Here is a 16,943-nt window from a genome sequence, read left to right on the forward strand (position 1 = left end):
TTTTATCTTTCATCGCAGAGGCGCAGAGACGCAGAGGTCTCGTGATTCGAATTTCTCGGCGTCTCTGCGCCTCTGCGGTAAAATTGTTTTTTGAGCAAATGAGATGCCCGACGTGACTGGAATCACCATCGCCCTTTCCAAGGGCCGCATATTCGAGGAAACCGCACCGCTGCTGAAAGCGGCGGGGATTATTCCGCTCGACGACCCGGAAACCTCGCGCAAGCTGATTCTGTCCACCAACCGGCCCGAGGTGCGCCTGATCGTGGTGCGCGCCTCCGACGTGCCGACCTACGTGCAATACGGCGCGGCCGACATGGGCATCGCCGGCAAGGATGTGCTCAACGAGCACGGAGGTGCTGGCCTGTACCAGCCGCTGGACTTGAAAATCGCGCGCTGCCGCATGATGGTGGCGGTGCCGGAAGGCTTCGATTACGAGAACGCGGTGCGCCAGGGTGCGCGCCTGCGCGTCGCCACCAAGTACCTGCAAACCGCGCGCGAGCATTTCGCCGAGAAGGGCGTGCATGTCGATCTGATCAAGCTTTACGGTTCGATGGAACTGGCGCCGCTGGTCGGGTTGGCCGATGCCATCGTCGATTTGGTGAGCAGCGGTGGTACGCTCAAGGCCAACCACCTGGTGGCGGTGGAGGAGATCATGCAGATCAGCTCGCGGCTGGTGGTGAATCAGGCGGCGCTCAAGCTCAAACGCGAACAGATTCAGCCTATCCTCGATATTTTTGCCGCGACCGTCGCCAAAACATCGCCCTGATTCTGTAAAATTCGGCCATTCCATTATCACTAAATCATCATGCTAAACATCAAACGCTATTCCACTTCCCAGCCAGATTTCCAGGTGCGGCTGACCGATCTGCTGGCCTTCGAGGGCGCGCAGGACGAGTCCATCGACAACGTGGTCGCGGCTATTCTGCACGACGTCAAGGCGCGGGGCGATGTCGCCGTGCTGGAGTACACGCGGCGTTTCGACCAGCTGGATGCGGCCTCTGCAACCGAATTGGAGCTTTCGCAGCCCCGCCTCAAGCAGGCGTTCGATAACCTGCCCGCCGTGCAGCGCGAGGCGCTGCAACAGGCGGCGGAGCGGGTGCGGGTTTACCACGAAAAACAATTGATGCAGTCGTGGAGCTATACCGAACCCGACGGCACCATGCTCGGCCAGCAGGTGACTGCGCTCGACCGGGTCGGCCTGTATGTGCCGGGCGGCAAGGCCGCCTATCCTTCATCGGTGCTGATGAACGCGATTCCCGCCAAGGTGGCCGGGGTGAAGGAACTGATCATGGTGGTGCCGACGCCGGGCGGCCTGGTCAACGAACTGGTGCTGGCCGCTGCGGCGGTATGCGGAGTGGATCGGGTGTTCACCATCGGTGGGGCGCAGGCGGTGGGCGCGCTGGCCTATGGCACGCAGACCGTGCCGCAGGTGGACAAGATCGTCGGCCCCGGCAATGCCTATGTGGCTGCTGCCAAGCGTCGCGTGTTCGGCGTGGTCGGCATCGACATGGTGGCCGGGCCTTCTGAAATCCTGGTGATTTGCGATGGCAAGACCGACCCGGACTGGATCGCGATGGACCTGTTTTCCCAGGCCGAGCACGATGAGCTGGCACAGTCCATCCTGCTTTCTACCGACGCTGCCTTTATCGACGCAGTGCAGGCCAGCATCGAAAAGCTATTGCCGCAGATGCCGCGTCAGGAAATCATCCGCACCGCACTGGAAGCGCGCGGTGCGCTGATCCAGGTGAAGGATCTGGACGAGGCGGCCGAAATCGCGAATTACATCTCGCCCGAGCACCTCGAGCTTTCCATCGAGGATCCTGTGGCGATGACAAAAAAGATCAAACACGCCGGCGCCATCTTCATGGGACGCCAGACCTGCGAGGCGCTGGGCGATTACTGCGCCGGCCCCAACCATGTACTGCCGACTTCGCGCACGGCGCGCTTTTCCTCGCCGTTGGGCGTCTACGACTTCCAGAAGCGCAGCAGCCTGATCATGGTGTCCGAGGCCGGTGCCCAGGTGCTGGGCAAGATTTCGATGGTGCTGGCCGAGGGTGAGGGCCTGCAGGCACATGCCCGTTCGGCCGAATATCGCGTGAGGGGCTGAGCATCACCATGAGTCGCTTCTGGAGCAAGGTCGTCCACACCCTGACACCCTATGTGCCGGGCGAGCAGCCCAAGCTGCCCAATCTGGTCAAGCTCAATACCAACGAGAATCCCTATGGGCCAAGTCCCAAGGCGCTCAATGCGCTGCGCGGCGAGGTGGGCGATACGCTCAGGCTGTATCCGGACCCCAACAGCGACCGGCTGAAGGAAGCCATCGCGTCCTTTTATGGTGTGAAAACAGCGCAGGTCTTCGTCGGCAACGGCTCCGACGAGGTGCTGGCACATACCTTTCAGGCGCTGCTCAAGCATGATGCGCCGGTGCTGTTTCCGGATATTACCTACAGCTTCTATCCGGTGTACTGCGGCCTGTACGGCATCGCCTACCGACAGCTGCCGCTGACCGAGTCGTTCGAGATTTGCGTTGACGATTATTTGACGCCGAACGGCGGCATCATTTTTCCTAACCCGAATGCGCCCACCAGCCGGCCGCTGGCGCTGGCCGAGATTGAGCGCTTACTGTGCGCGAACACCGGGTCGGTGGTGGTGGTCGACGAGGCTTACGTGGATTTCGGTGCCGAGTCGGCCGTCGGGCTGGTGGACCGCTACCCGAACCTGCTGGTCATTCATACCCTGTCGAAATCCCGTTCGCTGGCTGGGCTGCGCGTCGGTTATGCGATCGGTCATCCGGATCTGATCGAGGCGCTGGGGCGGGTGAAAGACAGCTTCAACTCCTATCCGCTCGATCGCTTTGCCATTGCCGGGGCTGCCGCCGCGATCGAGGATCGCGCCTATTTCGAGGACACTTGCCGCAAGGTGATCGCCACCCGCACCCGGATGGTAGCCGATCTTGAATCGCTGGGCTTCGAGGTGCTGCCTTCGGCCGCCAATTTCGTCTTCGCCCGCCACCACCGGCATGATGGCGCCGAGCTTGCTGCCAGACTGCGCGAGCGCAGCATTATCGTGCGGCATTTCAAAAACCCGCCGCGCATCGCGCCGTTCCTGCGCATCACGGTCGGGACGGATGGGCAATGCGAGGCGCTGGTCGGTGCACTTAGAGAAATTACGGCCTAGAATGCAGGATATCGTCTCAGCCCGCTTTGCCCTCTTGCCATGCTGAGTTAGAATGAGAAAAACTTCGGCCAACGACCCAATGCGTACCTCTCAAGTTACCCGCAATACCCTGGAAACCCAGGTCAGCGTATCCCTTAATCTGGACGGTACAGGCGTGGCCAAACTCGCCAGTGGCGTGCCTTTCCTCGATCACATGCTCGACCAGATTGCGCGGCATGGAATGGTTGATCTGGATATCTCCGCCAAGGGCGATCTGCACATCGACGCCCATCACACCGTTGAAGATATCGGTATTACCCTGGGCCAGGCTTTCGCCAAGGCGGTCGGCGACAAGAAGGGCATACGCCGCTACGGCCATGCCTACGTGCCGCTCGACGAGGCGCTGTCACGCGTGGTGATCGATCTGTCCGGGCGTCCCGGTCTGGTGTTCGCGGTGGAGTTCTCGCGCGGTACGATCGGCGAATTCGACGTCGACCTGGTGTCGGAGTTTTTCCAGGGCTTTGTCAATCACGCCGGGGTGACTCTGCATATCGACAATTTGCGCGGCAAGAACTCACACCATCAGGTGGAAACCATCTTCAAGGCCTTCGGCCGTGCGCTGCGCATGGCGGTGGAGGTCGACTCGCGCCTCGGCGGTGCCATGCCTTCGACCAAGGGTAGTCTATAGTAATCATGAGCAGCATCGCGGTAGTGGATTACGGCATGGGCAACCTGCGTTCGGTGGCGAAGGCGCTGGAGCATGTCGCCCCGGATGCGCGCATCGTGGTGACCAGCGACGCGGGTGAGATTGCGCAAGCCGATCGGGTGGTATTCCCCGGCGTCGGCGCGATGCCGGAATGCATGCGTGAGCTGGAGGTGCGCGGCCTGCGTCAGGTGCTGATCGAGGCGGCACAGACCAAGCCTTTTCTCGGCATCTGCCTGGGTATGCAGGCACTGTTCGAATTCAGCGAGGAAGGCAATGTCGCTGGTTTGGGGGTGCTGCCCGGCAAGGTCAGGCTGTTTCCGCGCGAGGCGATGCACGACACTCAGGGGCAGCGCCTCAAGGTGCCGCACATCGGCTGGAACGAGGTGCATCAAGCCGTGTCTCATCCCTTGTGGAATGGAATTACCAACGGCGCGAGATTTTATTTCGTGCACAGTTACTACGTCGAGGCGGGCAATCCTGAACTGGTGGCGGCGTTTACCCATTATCCCTTCGCCTTCGCCTGCGCCGTGGCGCGCAACAATATTTTCGCCGTGCAGTTCCATCCGGAAAAAAGCCAGGCCGCGGGACTCAAGCTGCTGGCCAATTTCGCGGAATGGAACGGAATGGCAACCAATCCGGTCTGATCCAATTTTTATTGTAATCCTACTGCTGCAACCATCATGCTAATTATTCCTGCGATTGACTTGAAAGACGGGCACTGTGTGCGTTTGAAACAGGGGTTGATGGAGGAGGCTACCGTCTTTTCCGAAGACCCCGGTGCGATGGCCAGGCACTGGCTCGATGCCGGCGCGCGTCGGCTCCACCTGGTTGACCTGAACGGAGCCTTTGCCGGCAAGCCGGTCAATGGTAGCGCCATCCGGGCTATCGTAGATGCGGTGGGCGCTGATATCCCTGTGCAGTTGGGTGGCGGCATTCGCGACCTGGAAACTATCGAGCGCTATCTGGACAATGGCATCAGCTACGTCATTATCGGCACTGCAGCGGTGAAGAACCCCGGCTTTCTGCATGAGGCTTGTTATGCTTTCCCCGGCCAGATCATCGTCGGTCTCGATGCCAAGGACAGCAAGGTGGCGGTGGATGGCTGGTCGAAGGTAACCGGGCATGACGTGATCGACCTGGCCAAGAAATTTGAGGGTTATGGCGTGGAAGCGGTCGTGTATACCGACATTGGCCGCGATGGGATGCTCTCCGGGGTGAATATCGAGGCGACGGTAAACCTGGCGCGGGCGCTGACCATCCCGGTCATCGCCAGCGGCGGCATCACCAACCTGGATGACGTGAAACAACTGTGCGCCGTCGAGTCCGAGGGCATCATGGGCGCCATTACCGGTCGGGCCATTTACGAGGGCACGCTCAACTTCGCCGAGGCGCAGAAGCTGGCGGATGAATTAGGCGGAACGGCCTGATGGGTTTGGCCAAGCGCATCATCCCCTGCCTCGACGTGACCGACGGTCGCGTCGTCAAGGGTGTGAATTTCGTGGCGTTGCGCGATGCCGGCGATCCGGTCGAGATTGCGCGCCGCTACGACGAGCAGGGCGCGGACGAACTGACCTTTCTCGATATCACTGCGAGCAGCGATAACCGTGGGTTGATTCTGCATATCATCGAGGAAGTGGCGGCGCAGGTGTTCATTCCCCTCACCGTGGGCGGCGGCGTACGTGCCGTCGACGACGTGCGGAGGCTGCTCAATGCCGGCGCCGACAAGGTCGGCATCAACACCGCGGCAGTGGAGAACCCGCAACTGGTGGCGGACGCCTCGTCGCGTTTCGGCTCGCAGTGCATCGTGGTGGCGATCGACGCCAAGCAGGTATCGGCTGCGGGCGAGCCGCTGCGCTGGAACGTGTTTACTCACGGCGGACGCAAGGACACCGGGCTGGACGCGGTGGCATGGGCGAAAAAGATGGAACAAATGGGCGCCGGCGAGATTCTGCTGACCAGCATGGACCGCGACGGCACCAAGATCGGCTTCAACCTGGAGTTGACCCGCGCAGTGGCCGATGCGGTCGGTATCCCGGTGATCGCCAGCGGCGGCGTCGGCAATCTTGATCATCTGGTGGATGGGGTGCTCAAGGGCCATGCCGATGCAGTGCTGGCAGCCAGCATTTTCCATTACGGTGAATATTCCGTCGAGCAAGCAAAACGCTATATGGCGCAACACGGCATTGAAGTGAGACTATGAGTGCAAAAGATATCTGGCTGAACAAGGTGAAGTGGACGGATGACGGCCTGGTGCCGGTCATCGCCCAGGATGCGACGAGCGGGGCGGTGCTGATGTTTGCCTGGATGAACCGTGAAGCCCTCAAGCTCACGGCGGAGGGAGGCGAGGCGGTGTACTGGTCGCGCTCGCGCAAAAAGCTGTGGCACAAGGGCGAGGAATCCGGCCATGTGCAGAAGGTCAAAGAGATTCGCCTCGACTGCGATGAGGACGTGGTGCTGCTCAAGGTCGAGCAGATTGGCGGCATCGCCTGCCATACCGGCCGCAACCATTGTTTCTTCCAGAAACTGGAACTGGGCAGATGGCTGGTGGTGGAGCCGGTTCTGAAAGACCCGGCAGAGATCTACAAGAAATGAGCGATATACTCAGTCGACTGGCAGATACCCTGGAAGCCCGCAAGCAGGCTGACCCGACCAGTTCCTACGTAGCCAAGCTGTACGCCAAGGGACTGGACGCTATCCTGAAGAAAATCGGCGAAGAGGCTACAGAAACCATCGTGGCGGCCAAGAACGGTGATCGTCAGCAGATCGTGTACGAAACCGCTGATTTATGGTTTCATTGCCTGGTGATGCTGGCCAGCCAGGGAGTGCGTCCGGAAGAAGTGCTCGACGAACTGGCGCGGCGCGAGGGGTTGTCCGGTCTTGCCGAGAAGGCAGCAAGAGGTGAGCAATGAGCGATTGCATTTTCTGTAAGATCGTGGCGGGCGAAATCCCCAGCCGCAAGGTGTACGAGGACGGTGAACTTATTGCCTTCCATGACGTCAACCCTGCAGCGCCGGTTCATTTCATGATCGTGCCGAAAGAGCACATCAACTCGCTGGAGGACTGCCATGGCCGGCACGAAATGCTGCTCGGCCGCATTCTACTGTTGGCACCAAAGCTGGCGAAAGAACAGGGACTGAACAGCGGCTTCAAGACCGTCATCAATACCGGCAAGGGCGGCGGTCAGGTGGTGTTCCATCTGCACGTCCATGTCATCGGAGGCGGCAAGCTGCCGCACTTATAATTTCTAGAGGAGAAGGAAATGGGCTCATTCAGCATCTGGCATTGGCTGATCGTACTGGTGATCGTGCTGGTGATCTTCGGCACCAAGAAACTGCGTAACATCGGCGGCGACCTGGGTGGCGCGGTGAAGAGCTTCAAGGAAGCCGTCAAGGAAGAGGAAAAGACGCCGAAGATCGATGCAACGGCACAGCAGGCCGGCCAAACCATCGAAGGCGAAGTCAAGAACAAGACCGTATCGTAATCCGCCATGTTCGACTTCAATTTCGCCGAACTGTTGGTGATCGGTGTCGTTGCACTGATTGTCATAGGCCCGGAGCGCATGCCGAAAGTGGCTCGAGCCGCGGGCCTGCTGTTCGGCCGTGCGCAGCGTTATGTTTCCGAGGTCAAGGCTGACATCAACAATCAGCTCAAGCTGGAAGAGCTGCGCAAGATTGAAGCCGATCTGCGCGCCAAGGCCTCGACTGCCGAGCATGTGATCATCGAGGAAACCCAGCACGTCGAGCAGGAATTCAGGGGGGCGGCGGAATTGGTCACCCCGGCTACTACCCCGCTCGTTCTTGAAGGGGACGCGGCTGCGGAAAAGCCTGGCGAGCCGCAACCCTTGCCATCTGCGGAAATCCCCGCAGCTGCATCGCCGCAGCTTGAGTTGGGCCTGGATTCGACGCTGCCCCACCAAGCAGAGACTTCATCCAAATCCAAGTGATCACGCCTGAAACTTCCGAATCGTTTTTTTCCCATTTGATCGAGCTGCGCAGCCGATTGCTGCGCGCGCTGATCGCGGTGGGATTGGTGTTCATCTGCCTGTTTCCCTTCGCCGGCGATCTTTACGCCATACTGGCTCACCCGCTGCTTGTTGTGCTGCCCAAGGGCGGTCAGATGATCGCTACTGACGTCACTACGCCATTTTTTGTACCGATGAAGGTGGCAATGATGGCCGCCTTCATGATCGCCCTGCCCTACGTGCTCTACCAGATATGGGCCTTCATTGCCCCCGGTCTGTATGCCCATGAAAGACGGTTAATCGCACCGCTGGTGGCGGCGAGCACTTTCCTGTTCCTGTGCGGCATGGCTTTCGCCTATTTCCTGGTGTTCCCGGTGGTATTCGGTTTTGTTACCTCGGTCGCACCGCAGGGCGTGGCGGTGATGACCGATATCAACAAATACCTGGATTTTGTCCTGACCCTGTTCGTCGCCTTCGGCATCACCTTCGAGGTGCCGGTAGTGGTGGTGGTACTGGTGAGGATGGGCATGGTCAGCGTCAAGAAGCTGCGCGAGATCCGTTCTTATGTGGTTGTCGGCGCCTTCGTGATCGGCGCCATTTTTACTCCGCCCGACGTGGTGTCCCAGATCATGCTGGCGGTGCCGCTCTGGCTGCTGTACGAACTGGGTATTGTGGTTGCCTCGATGATAGAGAAAAAGGCTGCTGTGGCCGAGCCGGATTACCAGCCGCTCAGTGACGAGGAAATGGAACGCGAGCTGGACGCGATAGAGCAGAAGCAGAGCGAAACGCGGGACTAGCAGCGCTTGCCGGGCCTAGTTATTCTGCCGCGCCTTCGGCCGCTTCCCGATGCTGACATGGAGCTCGGCTTCTGTCTGGTTGCGCAAAATCTTCAGCGCGGAGACCTTGCCAGGCACTAGGCTGGAAACCTGGTTGAGCATGTCGGTGGAATCGCCGACCGGTTTGCCGCCGATTTCCAGCAGGATATCTCCCGGTTTGACGCCTGCCCGATCCGCTGGTCCGCCGCGCAGTACTCCGGCAATCAGGACGCCGCTGGTTTTGCGCATTTTGAAAGTTTCTGCCAGCTCTGGCGTGATGTCCTGTACTTCCACCCCAATCCAGCCACGCACTACTCCGCCGTGGAGGATAATCTGTTCCATTACTTGCTTGGCGAGGCTGATCGGGATGGCGAAGCCGATGCCCAGTGAGCCGCCGCTACGGGAATAGATTGCGCTGTTGATGCCGATCAGGTTGCCGCTAGCGTCCACCAGTGCACCGCCGGAATTTCCGGGGTTGATCGCGGCGTCGGTCTGGATGAAGTTTTCGAAGGTGTTGATGCCCAGGTGGCTGCGCCCCAGGGCGCTAACGATTCCCATCGTCACGGCCTGTCCGACACCGAAGGGGTTGCCGATCGCCAGTGTCACGTCTCCGACCTGGAGCTGCTCGGCATGGCCCAAGGTGATGGCGGGCAGATTTTTCAGTTCGATTTTCAGTACGGCGAGATCGGTATCGGGATCGGTGCCGACGACTTTGGCCGAACTTTTTCGGCCATCAGCGAGGGCCACTTCGATCTCGTCGGCGGCCTCGACGACATGGTGGTTGGTCAGAATATAACCATCCGGGCTGACGATCACGCCGGAGCCCAAACTGGACGCACGTTGTGGTTCGCTATCGAGACGGTCGCCGAAAAAGCGGCGGAACAGGGGGTCGTCCATGAATGGACTGTGCGGTGCCGGGATTTCCTTGCTGGTAAAAATATTGACCACCGAAGGCATGGCTTTTTTTGCGGCTGTACTGAATGAACCGGTCTTTTGCGCGGCGCCGCCCGATGGGGCCTCTTGTAGCGTAACCACTGAATTGCCGCGCCATGGCAGAAGATCCGGCTGCAGCGTGGCGATAACGAATAGCGCCGCAAGACTGATGGTGGCGGTTTGTGCAAAAATGAGCCAGAGTCTGCGCATAATTTTCTCTCGATATCGGTAATATTGCGTTTTGTCATGGGCGGCAAGTTAGCGTGTCGTCCAAAATTCAATTTGGGGCGCTTATGGAACTTTACAAGCTGGAAGCTTATGCCGGTCAGCTAATGGATGCGGCCCGATTTCATGATTATTGCCCAAATGGGGTGCAGATAGAAGGGCGGCCTGAGGTTTTTCGCCTGGTGAGCGGGGTGACGGCCAGTCTGGATTTGCTCAAGGCGGCGATCGGTGCGGGTGCGGACGCGATCCTGGTGCATCACGGCTATTTCTGGAAAAACGAGGATGCCCGTATTACGGGGGTGAAACGCGCCCGGATCGAGTTGCTGTTGCGCCACAATGTCAGCCTGCTGGCTTACCATCTTCCGCTCGATGCACATCCAGTGCTGGGCAATAATGCGCAGCTGGCGAAAAAATTGGGCTTCGTGGTGGAAGGCGGGTTCGGCGAGCAGGGCATCGCTTGTCATGGCGTGCTCGCCGATGCGCTGCCGCTTTACGGGCTGGGCGAAAGGGTTGCGCTGGCCCTGGGCCGTACGCCGCTGGTTATCGGCGATGGGGGCAAGGCGATACGGCGCATCGCCTGGTGCAGCGGTGCAGCCCAAGGGTATTTCGAGGAGGCGATCCGGCTTGGTGTGGATGCTTTTCTCACCGGCGAGATTTCGGAGCAGTGCGTCCATCTCGCGCGCGAAACGGGAGTTGCGTTCGTTGTTGCTGGTCATCACGCTACTGAGCGCTACGGGGTGCAGGCACTGGGCGCGCATCTGGCCCAACAATTTGGCATCAGCCATCAGTTTATCGATATTGACAACCCGGTATAGCTGCGGCAGATTTGCGCTGTGATTGCTTGATAAACAATGTGTTGACGTTTTGTTGCCAGGAAAGCTGAATAAATGGATTTAAGTTTTTCAGAAAAATTGGTTACAATTGCCGACTTTTATGTCCCAAGAAAGATTTTCGGATAGGATTATCCGGAATGTTTCGCGGCAGATTATTTTATCTGGCGCTGTCGATATTGAGGCTGGATTGCTTAAGTCAATATCGGGCGTGCCGTTGAGGTTTCCAAGAAAACGGGGATTCAGTGTATGAGCCAAAATGAAGTGGACCGCAGCAAACGGAGATTTCTGATTGCTGCTACGACTGCGGTCGGTGGAATTGCGACGGTTGGTGTCGCTGTTCCGTTTCTCGCGAGTTGGATGCCAAGCCAGCGAGCCAAGGCCGCCGGTGCGCCGGTGGAAGTGGATGTCAGCAAGGTCGAGCCGGGCATGATCCTGAATGTCGAATGGCAAGGCAAACCGGTATGGATCGTGAACCGCACCAAGGAAATGATGGATTTGCTGGCGAATCATGACGACAAGCTGGTTGATCCCAAATCGGACGTGCAACAGCAACCGAAGTACTGCCAGAATGCGCTGCGTTCTCGCGCGGAGCACGCAAACATCCTGGTGGTGGTGGGTATCTGTACTCATCTTGGTTGCTCTCCTTCCGAGAAAATGAAGGCCGGCCCCGTAAGTGGCTTGGGCGACGACTGGCCAGGTGGATTTTTCTGCCCCTGCCACGGTTCTCGCTTCGATCTGGCAGCGCGCGTGTTCAAGGGTGTCCCCGCGCCGACCAACCTGGTAATTCCGCCCTACAAGTATTTGAGCGACAGCCGTATTCTGGTTGGCGACGACAGCAAGGGAGCCTGATAAATGAATAGCCTGACACGTTTGCTGGGGTGGGTGGACGACCGTTTCCCCCTTACCAAGCTTTGGAAAGAGCACCTTTCCGAGTATTACGCACCGAAGAACTTTAACTTCTGGTATTTCTTCGGCTCGCTGGCGCTGCTGGTGCTGGTCATTCAGATCGTCTCCGGTATTTTTCTTACCATGCACTACAAGCCGGATGCGGCCCTTGCCTTTTATTCTGTCGAGTACATCATGCGCGACGTGGATTGGGGCTGGCTGATTCGCTATGTCCATTCCACCGGCGCCTCGATGTTTTTCGTGGTGGTGTATCTGCACATGTTCCGCGGCCTGATCTACGGCTCCTATCGCAAGCCGCGCGAGCTGATCTGGATTTTCGGTATGCTCATCTACCTGGCCCTGATGGCGGAAGCCTTTATGGGCTACTTGCTGCCTTGGGGGCAGATGTCCTACTGGGGGGCGCAGGTAATCGTCAATCTGTTCTCTGCCGTGCCGTTCATCGGTCCGGACCTGTCGATCTGGATTCGTGGTGACTACGTGATCTCCGACGCTACGCTGAACCGCTTTTTTGCCTTCCACGTGGCCGCCGTGCCGCTGGTGCTGATCGGCTTGGTGGTGGCGCATATCATCGCGCTGCACGAAGTGGGTTCGAACAATCCGGACGGTGTTGATATCAAGAAGCATAAGGATCCGGTCACCCACATTCCGCTCGACGGCATTCCCTTCCATCCCTACTACACGGTGAAGGATATCGTTGGGGTGGTGGTGTTCCTGATGGTGTTCTCGGCGATTGTGTTCTTCGCGCCCGACTTGGGCGGCTATTTCATCGAGGATAACAATTTCTTTCCCGCGGATCCGCTGAAGACGCCGCCGCACATTGCTCCGGTATGGTACTTCACGCCGTTCTATGCGGTCCTGCGCGCGGTGCCGCCAATGTTCGGCTCGCAGTTCCCGGGCGTGATCGCGATGGGTGTGGCGGTCGTGATCATCTTCTTCCTGCCCTGGCTTGACCGTGCGCCAGCCAAGTCGATCCGTTATCGCGGCCCAATCTACAAGACTGCGCTGACGCTGTTCGTGATCAGCTTCGTCGGTCTGGGTTACCTGGGCATGCTGCCGGTTACGCCGCTGTATACACTGCTTTCGCAGATACTGACCACAGTCTACCTCGGCTTCTTTCTGCTGATGCCGTGGTACACCAAAATCGACAAATGCAAACCCGTACCGGAAAGGGTGACAGGATAATGAAAAAGATACTGTTTCTCGTAAGCCTGCTGGCTTCGACGATGGCATTCGCCTCCAGCGACATCCATCTGGACAAGGCTCCTACCAAACTGAGCGACCAGCAGTCGTTACAGCGCGGTGCGAAGACTTTCGTCAACTACTGCCTGTCTTGCCACAGCGCGCAGGCGATGCGTTACAACCGCCTGCAGGACATTGGCCTCACCGAGCAGCAGATCAAGGATAATTTGATCTTCACCGGCGCCAAGGTGGGCGATGCCATGACCAACAGCATGAGCAAGAAGGATGCACTGGCGGCTTTCGGCGCTGCGCCTCCTGATCTTTCCGTGATTTCCCGGTCACGCGGTGCGGATTGGCTCTACACGTATCTGCGCGGATTCTACCGCGACGAAACCAGGGCAACAGGTTGGAATAATGTGGCCTTCGATAAGGTGGGTATGCCGCACGTTCTGTACGAGTTCCAGGGCGAGCAGGTGCTGCACGTGGAGAAGCACGGCGAGCACGAAACCCAGAAGCTGGTGCTGACCAAGCCGGGCAAAATGACGCCGGCGGAGTATGATGGCATGGTGGCGGATTTGGTGAATTACCTGGAGTTCATGGGTGAGCCGATTAAGGCGACACGCATGAAACTGGGTGTCTTTGTTCTGCTCTTTCTGGGTATCTTCTTCGTGGTGGCTTATTACCTGAAGAAAGAGTTCTGGAAGGATATTCATTAAGCTGATGCGATCAGGCAAAACATAGCCTGAATCAGCGGAAACGGGCCACTATGGCCCGTTTCCGCTTTGGGCTCTAGTAAATCGTCTCGATAAAATGTTAGTATGACTCGATTGGCCGGAGCGCATAGGGGATGTTCCCCTCGGCAAGCCGTTCATTCCGATAGCTGGATTCCGGTCTCGGTCACGCGGATTCGCCAATATAAACATGTCTACCACTATTAGCAGCAAAAAACCTATGATGACACTTTATTCCGGCACTACGTGCCCATTTAGTCAGCGTTGCCGCATCGTACTGTATGAAAAAGGCATGGATTTCCAGGTCATCGATGTGGATCTCCACAACAAGCCTGAAGATCTAGCGGTGATGAATCCGTACAACCAGGTGCCTGTGCTGGTGGAACGCGATTTGATTCTGCACGAGTCGAACATCATCAACGAATACATCGATGAGCGCTTCCCCCACCCGCAATTGATGCCGGCTGATCCAGTGATGCGCGGACGGGCTCGACTATTCTTGCACCGCTTCGAGCAGGAACTGTTCAGCCATGTCGCGGCTATCGAGCATGGCAGCCAGAAGGCGGCGGACAAGTCGCGCGCCGCGGTGCGCGACAGCCTCGCACAGCTTGCGCCGCTGTTCGTCAAGCAGAAGTTCATGCTGGGCGAAGAGTTCTCCATGCTCGACGTGGCGATTGCTCCCATGCTGTGGCGTCTGGATTATTACGGTATCTCAATGCCGAAGCAGGCCGCGCCCCTGCTGAAATACGGCGAGCGGCTGTTCAGTCGGCCGGCATTCATCGAGGCGCTGACTCCGTCCGAAAAAGCCATGCGCAAGTGAGCGAACTGTCCACCAAACCCTACCTCATTCGCGCCATCTATGAATGGTGTACTGATAGCGGGTTGACGCCGCACCTTGTGGTTGCGGTGGGCAAGCATACCCGGGTGCCGATGGAGTTCGCAAAGGACGGGCAGATCGTCCTGAATGTCAGCCAGGGGGCTACACGCAACCTTCTCATCGGCAATGATTTGATTCAGTTCTCGGCTCGCTTCAACGGCGCTTCACGTGACATCGAGGTGCCTATAGATGCGGTGGTCAGCATCTACGCCCGCGAAAACGCTCAGGGTCTTTCCTTTGCGCTTGAAGAAGAAGCGGGCGGGGTGGATGAAACGCCTTTGGGCGATGTCGCATCTTCGCCATCGCCAGATGACGAGCCGCCAACGCCACGCAGCAAGCCGCAACTGAAAATTGTAAAATAATTACTGCCTGACGGGCCAGTCGCTGACTCGGCCTGTGCGCAGGTCGTAGCTCACGATGCGGTTGTTGTTGGTGTCGGCGATCAGCGCCGTGCCGCCGAGCACGGCTAGTCCGCCGGGTTCATTCAGATTGAACTCCTTTCCGGGTTTGCCATTTCCAGCTAGTGACGTGACGGTGCGGGATCGCAGGTCGAGCATTTTCAGCTTGTGGTTGTAGGTGTCCGCGATCAGGATGCGGTTCTCGTCCAGTGCGGCAACCCCTAGTACGTGCTGCAGCTTCGCGTTCGCAAAAGCGCCGTCGCGGTCACCAAAGTCAAACAGGCCGGTGCCAACCAGGGTTTCCACCTTTTCCCTGCCGGATCGCAGGTCAATCCGGCGTACCGCTGAATCCTCCGCATCGGCGACGTAAAGCCAGTGATCAAACAGACTCAGTCCGCTGGGCTGACTGAAAGCGGCTTCGCTTAATTTTCCGTCAGCAATGTCTTCTCGCCCAATCCCGGCAAAGAGGGCAATCCTTTGTGACTTGGCGTTGAGGCGCCAGATCTGGTGCGAACCAGCCATGGCGATATAGAGCGTGCCGTCCCGGCAGGCAACATCCCAGGGGGAGCTGAGGCCGACTTCGAGTCCTTTGGCTTCAGCGCTGACAGCCCCCCCTTTCCTGCCATTGCCGGCAACAGTTGTGACCGTGCGGCGCGTAAGATCAATGAAGCGTGCGGTCGATGCGTGTCCATCCTTGAAGCCTGCTGCGCCCCCGCCAAATATTTGCGTAATCTTGCCCTTGGTGTCGGTCAGCAGAACGCGATGGTGCAAGGAATCAGCGATGGCTACACTGTCTCCGTTTGCCGCTATCTTGCCTGGAGCTGCAAGAAGGGAGGCGGAGGTTTTGTTTTTTTCTGGTGCCAAAGGCAATGGGGTGGTATTGATCTGAGCGGCGAACTGGTTGAGCAGGTTGCCGATGTGCTTGTCTAGCACGTCGTAATGCCCCTCGCCGGATACGCCCCCGACAATTCCACCGGCGGGGTCGATAATAACCAGGGTCGGCCAGGCCTGTATGCCATATTGACGCTACAAAGTGAATTTGGTGTCGTTTACCACCGGGTGCGCAAGGTCGTAACGGATCACGACATTGCGCAGGGTGTCGAGGTTTTTTTCATTTTCGAACTTAGGGGAGTGCACGCCGATGACGGCAAGCTTATTGCCATACTTGGCTTCCAGTCGCTTGAGATCCGGAATGACGTGGATGCAGTTGATGCAACCGTAAGTCCAGAAATCAAGGATCACTACTTTGCCGCGTAAATCACGCAGAGTCAGTGGCTTGCTGATGTTGAGCCAATGCAGTCCGGGAGAAAATTCGGCCGCCTTGGGGTTGGGGGCGTCGCTAGCCATAGCCAGCCCGCTGGCGGCAAGAAAAAGGGCGGCGCAAAAGGCAAGCCATAGACTGTGAAGAATTCGACAAGACATGGCATTCATTGTGTATTGATATTTATCAATTCTGACACAGAGTGGCGAAAAATGTTCAAGGCAGCGCAACTGGATTTGCCGAACTCGTGCGAAGGCCCTATAATCCCGCCTTTGTGCGTGGCCGGCATAGCTCAGTTGGTAGAGCAGCTGATTTGTAATCAGAAGGTCCCGAGTTCGATTCTTGGTGCCGGCACCAGCGGTTTCGGGATGCCGCGGCGGAAGTCAAGTCGATTCGCGGCAAATGTGTTTGACAGGAAAGCGCAACACCGGCATAATTAGCGGTTACGTTCGGAGGGGTTCCCGAGCGGTCAAAGGGATCAGACTGTAAATCTGACGGCTCTGCCTTCGAAGGTTCGAATCCTTCCCCCTCCACCAGATTTAGTGGTAGTAGTAGTTGAAGACGGGCTTGGGCGCTCGTCTTGGTGCTCTTGGCTCTAATGGCCATTGTTACGGAACGCGGGTGTAGCTCAATGGTAGAGCAGAAGTTTTCCAAACTTACGACGAGGGTTCGATTCCCTTCACCCGCTCCAGTTAAGTGTTAGTGGCACAGGTTTAATGCCCATGTAGCTCAGGGGTAGAGCACACCCTTGGTAAGGGTGAGGTCATCGGTTCAATTCCGATCATGGGCTCCATAATTTTTGTTCTGGATTAGTTGCTTAAAGGGAAGTCATCATGGCAAAAGGCAAATTTGAGCGGACGAAGCCGCACGTAAACGTGGGCACGATTGGTCACGTGGATCACGGCAAGACGACGCTGACGGCGGCGATCACCACGATCTTGTCGAAGAAGTTTGGCGGCGAA

General features: G+C 58.0%; 23 protein-coding genes and 4 tRNA genes. 24 read left to right on the plus strand and 3 right to left on the minus strand.

Going from position 1 to position 16,943, the window contains the following annotated elements:
• Window positions 1-112 precede the first annotated feature (112 nt).
• The 13 genes from hisG (at window position 113) to tatC (ending at window position 8,620) form a co-directional block, all read left to right on the plus strand.
• Window positions 113-766 (plus strand): ATP phosphoribosyltransferase, encoded by a 654-nt coding sequence (hisG, locus tag VMV64_RS06780; RefSeq protein WP_325329224.1) that lies wholly within the window; start codon window positions 113-115, stop codon window positions 764-766.
• 39 nt (window positions 767-805) lie between these two features.
• Window positions 806-2,107, plus strand: coding sequence for a histidinol dehydrogenase (gene hisD / locus VMV64_RS06785; RefSeq protein ID WP_325329203.1), 1,302 nt, complete (start codon window positions 806-808; stop codon window positions 2,105-2,107).
• 8 nt (window positions 2,108-2,115) lie between these two features.
• On the plus strand, window positions 2,116-3,177 hold the full coding sequence (gene hisC, locus VMV64_RS06790) for a histidinol-phosphate transaminase (protein ID WP_325329204.1): 1,062 nt from the start codon (window positions 2,116-2,118) through the stop codon (window positions 3,175-3,177).
• Between the two features lie 79 nt (window positions 3,178-3,256).
• Entirely contained in the window at window positions 3,257-3,844 is a 588-nt protein-coding gene (hisB, locus tag VMV64_RS06795) for an imidazoleglycerol-phosphate dehydratase HisB (protein ID WP_325329225.1), read from the plus strand.
• Between the two features lie 5 nt (window positions 3,845-3,849).
• Window positions 3,850-4,506 (plus strand): imidazole glycerol phosphate synthase subunit HisH, encoded by a 657-nt coding sequence (gene hisH, locus VMV64_RS06800; RefSeq protein WP_325329205.1) that lies wholly within the window; start codon window positions 3,850-3,852, stop codon window positions 4,504-4,506.
• Between the two features lie 36 nt (window positions 4,507-4,542).
• Window positions 4,543-5,289 carry a 1-(5-phosphoribosyl)-5-[(5-phosphoribosylamino)methylideneamino]imidazole-4-carboxamide isomerase gene (gene hisA, locus VMV64_RS06805; protein ID WP_325329206.1) on the plus strand — a complete coding sequence of 249 codons (747 nt, stop codon included), beginning with the start codon at window positions 4,543-4,545 and terminating at the stop codon, window positions 5,287-5,289.
• A complete protein-coding gene (hisF, locus tag VMV64_RS06810; protein WP_325329207.1) occupies window positions 5,289-6,062 on the plus strand; it encodes an imidazole glycerol phosphate synthase subunit HisF in 774 nt (257 codons plus the stop codon). The genes hisA and hisF overlap by 1 nt, the downstream gene beginning before the upstream one ends.
• On the plus strand, window positions 6,059-6,454 hold the full coding sequence (hisI, locus tag VMV64_RS06815; protein ID WP_325329208.1) for a phosphoribosyl-AMP cyclohydrolase: 396 nt from the start codon (window positions 6,059-6,061) through the stop codon (window positions 6,452-6,454). Before hisF ends, hisI begins: the two co-directional genes overlap by 4 nt.
• Window positions 6,451-6,771: a phosphoribosyl-ATP diphosphatase gene (locus VMV64_RS06820; protein WP_325329209.1), complete on the plus strand. Its 321-nt coding sequence runs from the start codon at window positions 6,451-6,453 to the stop codon at window positions 6,769-6,771. The genes hisI and VMV64_RS06820 overlap by 4 nt, the downstream gene beginning before the upstream one ends.
• Complete coding sequence (locus VMV64_RS06825; protein WP_325329210.1) at window positions 6,768-7,103, plus strand: histidine triad nucleotide-binding protein; 336 nt, start codon at window positions 6,768-6,770, stop codon at window positions 7,101-7,103. Before VMV64_RS06820 ends, VMV64_RS06825 begins: the two co-directional genes overlap by 4 nt.
• A gap of 18 nt (window positions 7,104-7,121) precedes the next feature.
• Window positions 7,122-7,343 carry a Sec-independent protein translocase subunit TatA gene (gene tatA, locus VMV64_RS06830; RefSeq protein ID WP_325329211.1) on the plus strand — a complete coding sequence of 74 codons (222 nt, stop codon included), beginning with the start codon at window positions 7,122-7,124 and terminating at the stop codon, window positions 7,341-7,343.
• A gap of 6 nt (window positions 7,344-7,349) precedes the next feature.
• Entirely contained in the window at window positions 7,350-7,805 is a 456-nt protein-coding gene (tatB, locus tag VMV64_RS06835) for a Sec-independent protein translocase protein TatB (protein WP_325329212.1), read from the plus strand.
• Window positions 7,802-8,620, plus strand: a complete 819-nt coding sequence (tatC, locus tag VMV64_RS06840) for a twin-arginine translocase subunit TatC (RefSeq protein WP_325329213.1) — start codon at window positions 7,802-7,804, stop codon at window positions 8,618-8,620. Before tatB ends, tatC begins: the two co-directional genes overlap by 4 nt.
• A gap of 15 nt (window positions 8,621-8,635) precedes the next feature.
• Here the strand turns inward: tatC and VMV64_RS06845 are convergent, their stop codons facing one another.
• Complete coding sequence (locus VMV64_RS06845; protein ID WP_325329214.1) at window positions 8,636-9,781, minus strand: Do family serine endopeptidase; 1,146 nt, start codon at window positions 9,779-9,781, stop codon at window positions 8,636-8,638.
• 83 nt (window positions 9,782-9,864) lie between these two features.
• Here VMV64_RS06845 and VMV64_RS06850 point away from each other — a divergent pair, with 83 nt between their 5' ends.
• The 6 genes from VMV64_RS06850 to VMV64_RS06875 all read left to right on the plus strand — a co-directional run bounded on the left by VMV64_RS06850 (window position 9,865) and on the right by VMV64_RS06875 (window position 14,684).
• On the plus strand, window positions 9,865-10,611 hold the full coding sequence (locus VMV64_RS06850; RefSeq protein WP_325329215.1) for a Nif3-like dinuclear metal center hexameric protein: 747 nt from the start codon (window positions 9,865-9,867) through the stop codon (window positions 10,609-10,611).
• A 264-nt stretch (window positions 10,612-10,875) separates the two neighbouring features.
• Window positions 10,876-11,478 carry a ubiquinol-cytochrome c reductase iron-sulfur subunit gene (gene petA / locus VMV64_RS06855; RefSeq protein WP_325329216.1) on the plus strand — a complete coding sequence of 201 codons (603 nt, stop codon included), beginning with the start codon at window positions 10,876-10,878 and terminating at the stop codon, window positions 11,476-11,478.
• Between the two features lie 3 nt (window positions 11,479-11,481).
• The gene (locus VMV64_RS06860) at window positions 11,482-12,717 is read left to right on the plus strand and encodes a cytochrome bc complex cytochrome b subunit (protein ID WP_325329217.1); all 1,236 of its coding nucleotides are present in this window, start codon (window positions 11,482-11,484) and stop codon (window positions 12,715-12,717) included.
• Window positions 12,717-13,430 carry a cytochrome c1 gene (locus tag VMV64_RS06865; RefSeq protein WP_325329218.1) on the plus strand — a complete coding sequence of 238 codons (714 nt, stop codon included), beginning with the start codon at window positions 12,717-12,719 and terminating at the stop codon, window positions 13,428-13,430. Before VMV64_RS06860 ends, VMV64_RS06865 begins: the two co-directional genes overlap by 1 nt.
• Window positions 13,431-13,665: 235 nt before the next feature.
• Window positions 13,666-14,265 carry a glutathione S-transferase N-terminal domain-containing protein gene (locus VMV64_RS06870; protein ID WP_325329219.1) on the plus strand — a complete coding sequence of 200 codons (600 nt, stop codon included), beginning with the start codon at window positions 13,666-13,668 and terminating at the stop codon, window positions 14,263-14,265.
• The gene (locus tag VMV64_RS06875) at window positions 14,262-14,684 is read left to right on the plus strand and encodes a ClpXP protease specificity-enhancing factor (RefSeq protein WP_325329220.1); all 423 of its coding nucleotides are present in this window, start codon (window positions 14,262-14,264) and stop codon (window positions 14,682-14,684) included. Before VMV64_RS06870 ends, VMV64_RS06875 begins: the two co-directional genes overlap by 4 nt.
• Here the strand turns inward: VMV64_RS06875 and VMV64_RS06880 are convergent, their stop codons facing one another.
• Both VMV64_RS06880 and VMV64_RS06885 read right to left on the minus strand, forming a co-directional pair.
• On the minus strand, window positions 14,685-15,653 hold the full coding sequence (locus VMV64_RS06880; RefSeq protein WP_325329221.1) for a hypothetical protein: 969 nt from the start codon (window positions 15,651-15,653) through the stop codon (window positions 14,685-14,687).
• 93 nt (window positions 15,654-15,746) lie between these two features.
• A complete protein-coding gene (locus VMV64_RS06885; RefSeq protein WP_325329222.1) occupies window positions 15,747-16,067 on the minus strand; it encodes a thioredoxin-like domain-containing protein in 321 nt (106 codons plus the stop codon).
• Between the two features lie 195 nt (window positions 16,068-16,262).
• Between VMV64_RS06885 and VMV64_RS06890 the strand changes: the two genes are divergently transcribed.
• The 5 genes from VMV64_RS06890 to VMV64_RS06910 form a co-directional block, all read left to right on the plus strand.
• A tRNA-Thr gene (locus tag VMV64_RS06890) sits at window positions 16,263-16,338 on the plus strand.
• A 94-nt stretch (window positions 16,339-16,432) separates the two neighbouring features.
• Window positions 16,433-16,517, plus strand: a tRNA-Tyr gene (locus VMV64_RS06895).
• Window positions 16,518-16,598: 81 nt separating this feature from the next.
• A tRNA-Gly gene (locus VMV64_RS06900) sits at window positions 16,599-16,672 on the plus strand.
• A gap of 27 nt (window positions 16,673-16,699) precedes the next feature.
• Window positions 16,700-16,774, plus strand: a tRNA-Thr gene (locus VMV64_RS06905).
• Window positions 16,775-16,814: 40 nt separating this feature from the next.
• Window positions 16,815-16,943, plus strand: a 129-nt coding sequence (locus VMV64_RS06910; RefSeq protein ID WP_325329226.1) for a GTP-binding protein, incomplete at its 3' end; no start/stop codon positions are given.

This window comes from Sulfuricella sp. (genome assembly GCF_035531155.1).
Lineage (GTDB): Bacteria > Pseudomonadota > Gammaproteobacteria > Burkholderiales > Sulfuricellaceae > Sulfuricella.

Bases quoted from the DNA above. Each gene is read 5' to 3' on its own strand.
- hisD (WP_325329203.1), top strand. From the start codon at position 806: ATGCTAAACATCAAACGCTATTCCACTTCCCAGCCAGATTTCCAGGTG.
- hisC (WP_325329204.1), top strand. From the start codon at position 2,116: ATGAGTCGCTTCTGGAGCAAGGTCGTCCACACCCTGACACCCTATGTG.
- hisB (WP_325329225.1), top strand. From the start codon at position 3,257: ATGCGTACCTCTCAAGTTACCCGCAATACCCTGGAAACCCAGGTCAGC.
- hisH (WP_325329205.1), top strand. From the start codon at position 3,850: ATGAGCAGCATCGCGGTAGTGGATTACGGCATGGGCAACCTGCGTTCG.
- hisA (WP_325329206.1), top strand. From the start codon at position 4,543: ATGCTAATTATTCCTGCGATTGACTTGAAAGACGGGCACTGTGTGCGT.
- hisF (WP_325329207.1), top strand. From the start codon at position 5,289: ATGGGTTTGGCCAAGCGCATCATCCCCTGCCTCGACGTGACCGACGGT.
- hisI (WP_325329208.1), top strand. From the start codon at position 6,059: ATGAGTGCAAAAGATATCTGGCTGAACAAGGTGAAGTGGACGGATGAC.
- VMV64_RS06820 (WP_325329209.1), top strand. From the start codon at position 6,451: ATGAGCGATATACTCAGTCGACTGGCAGATACCCTGGAAGCCCGCAAG.
- VMV64_RS06825 (WP_325329210.1), top strand. From the start codon at position 6,768: ATGAGCGATTGCATTTTCTGTAAGATCGTGGCGGGCGAAATCCCCAGC.
- tatA (WP_325329211.1), top strand. From the start codon at position 7,122: ATGGGCTCATTCAGCATCTGGCATTGGCTGATCGTACTGGTGATCGTG.
- tatB (WP_325329212.1), top strand. From the start codon at position 7,350: ATGTTCGACTTCAATTTCGCCGAACTGTTGGTGATCGGTGTCGTTGCA.
- VMV64_RS06845 (WP_325329214.1), bottom strand. From the start codon at position 9,781: ATGCGCAGACTCTGGCTCATTTTTGCACAAACCGCCACCATCAGTCTT.
- VMV64_RS06850 (WP_325329215.1), top strand. From the start codon at position 9,865: ATGGAACTTTACAAGCTGGAAGCTTATGCCGGTCAGCTAATGGATGCG.
- petA (WP_325329216.1), top strand. From the start codon at position 10,876: ATGAGCCAAAATGAAGTGGACCGCAGCAAACGGAGATTTCTGATTGCT.
- VMV64_RS06860 (WP_325329217.1), top strand. From the start codon at position 11,482: ATGAATAGCCTGACACGTTTGCTGGGGTGGGTGGACGACCGTTTCCCC.
- VMV64_RS06865 (WP_325329218.1), top strand. From the start codon at position 12,717: ATGAAAAAGATACTGTTTCTCGTAAGCCTGCTGGCTTCGACGATGGCA.
- VMV64_RS06870 (WP_325329219.1), top strand. From the start codon at position 13,666: ATGATGACACTTTATTCCGGCACTACGTGCCCATTTAGTCAGCGTTGC.
- VMV64_RS06885 (WP_325329222.1), bottom strand. From the start codon at position 16,067: ATGGCTAGCGACGCCCCCAACCCCAAGGCGGCCGAATTTTCTCCCGGA.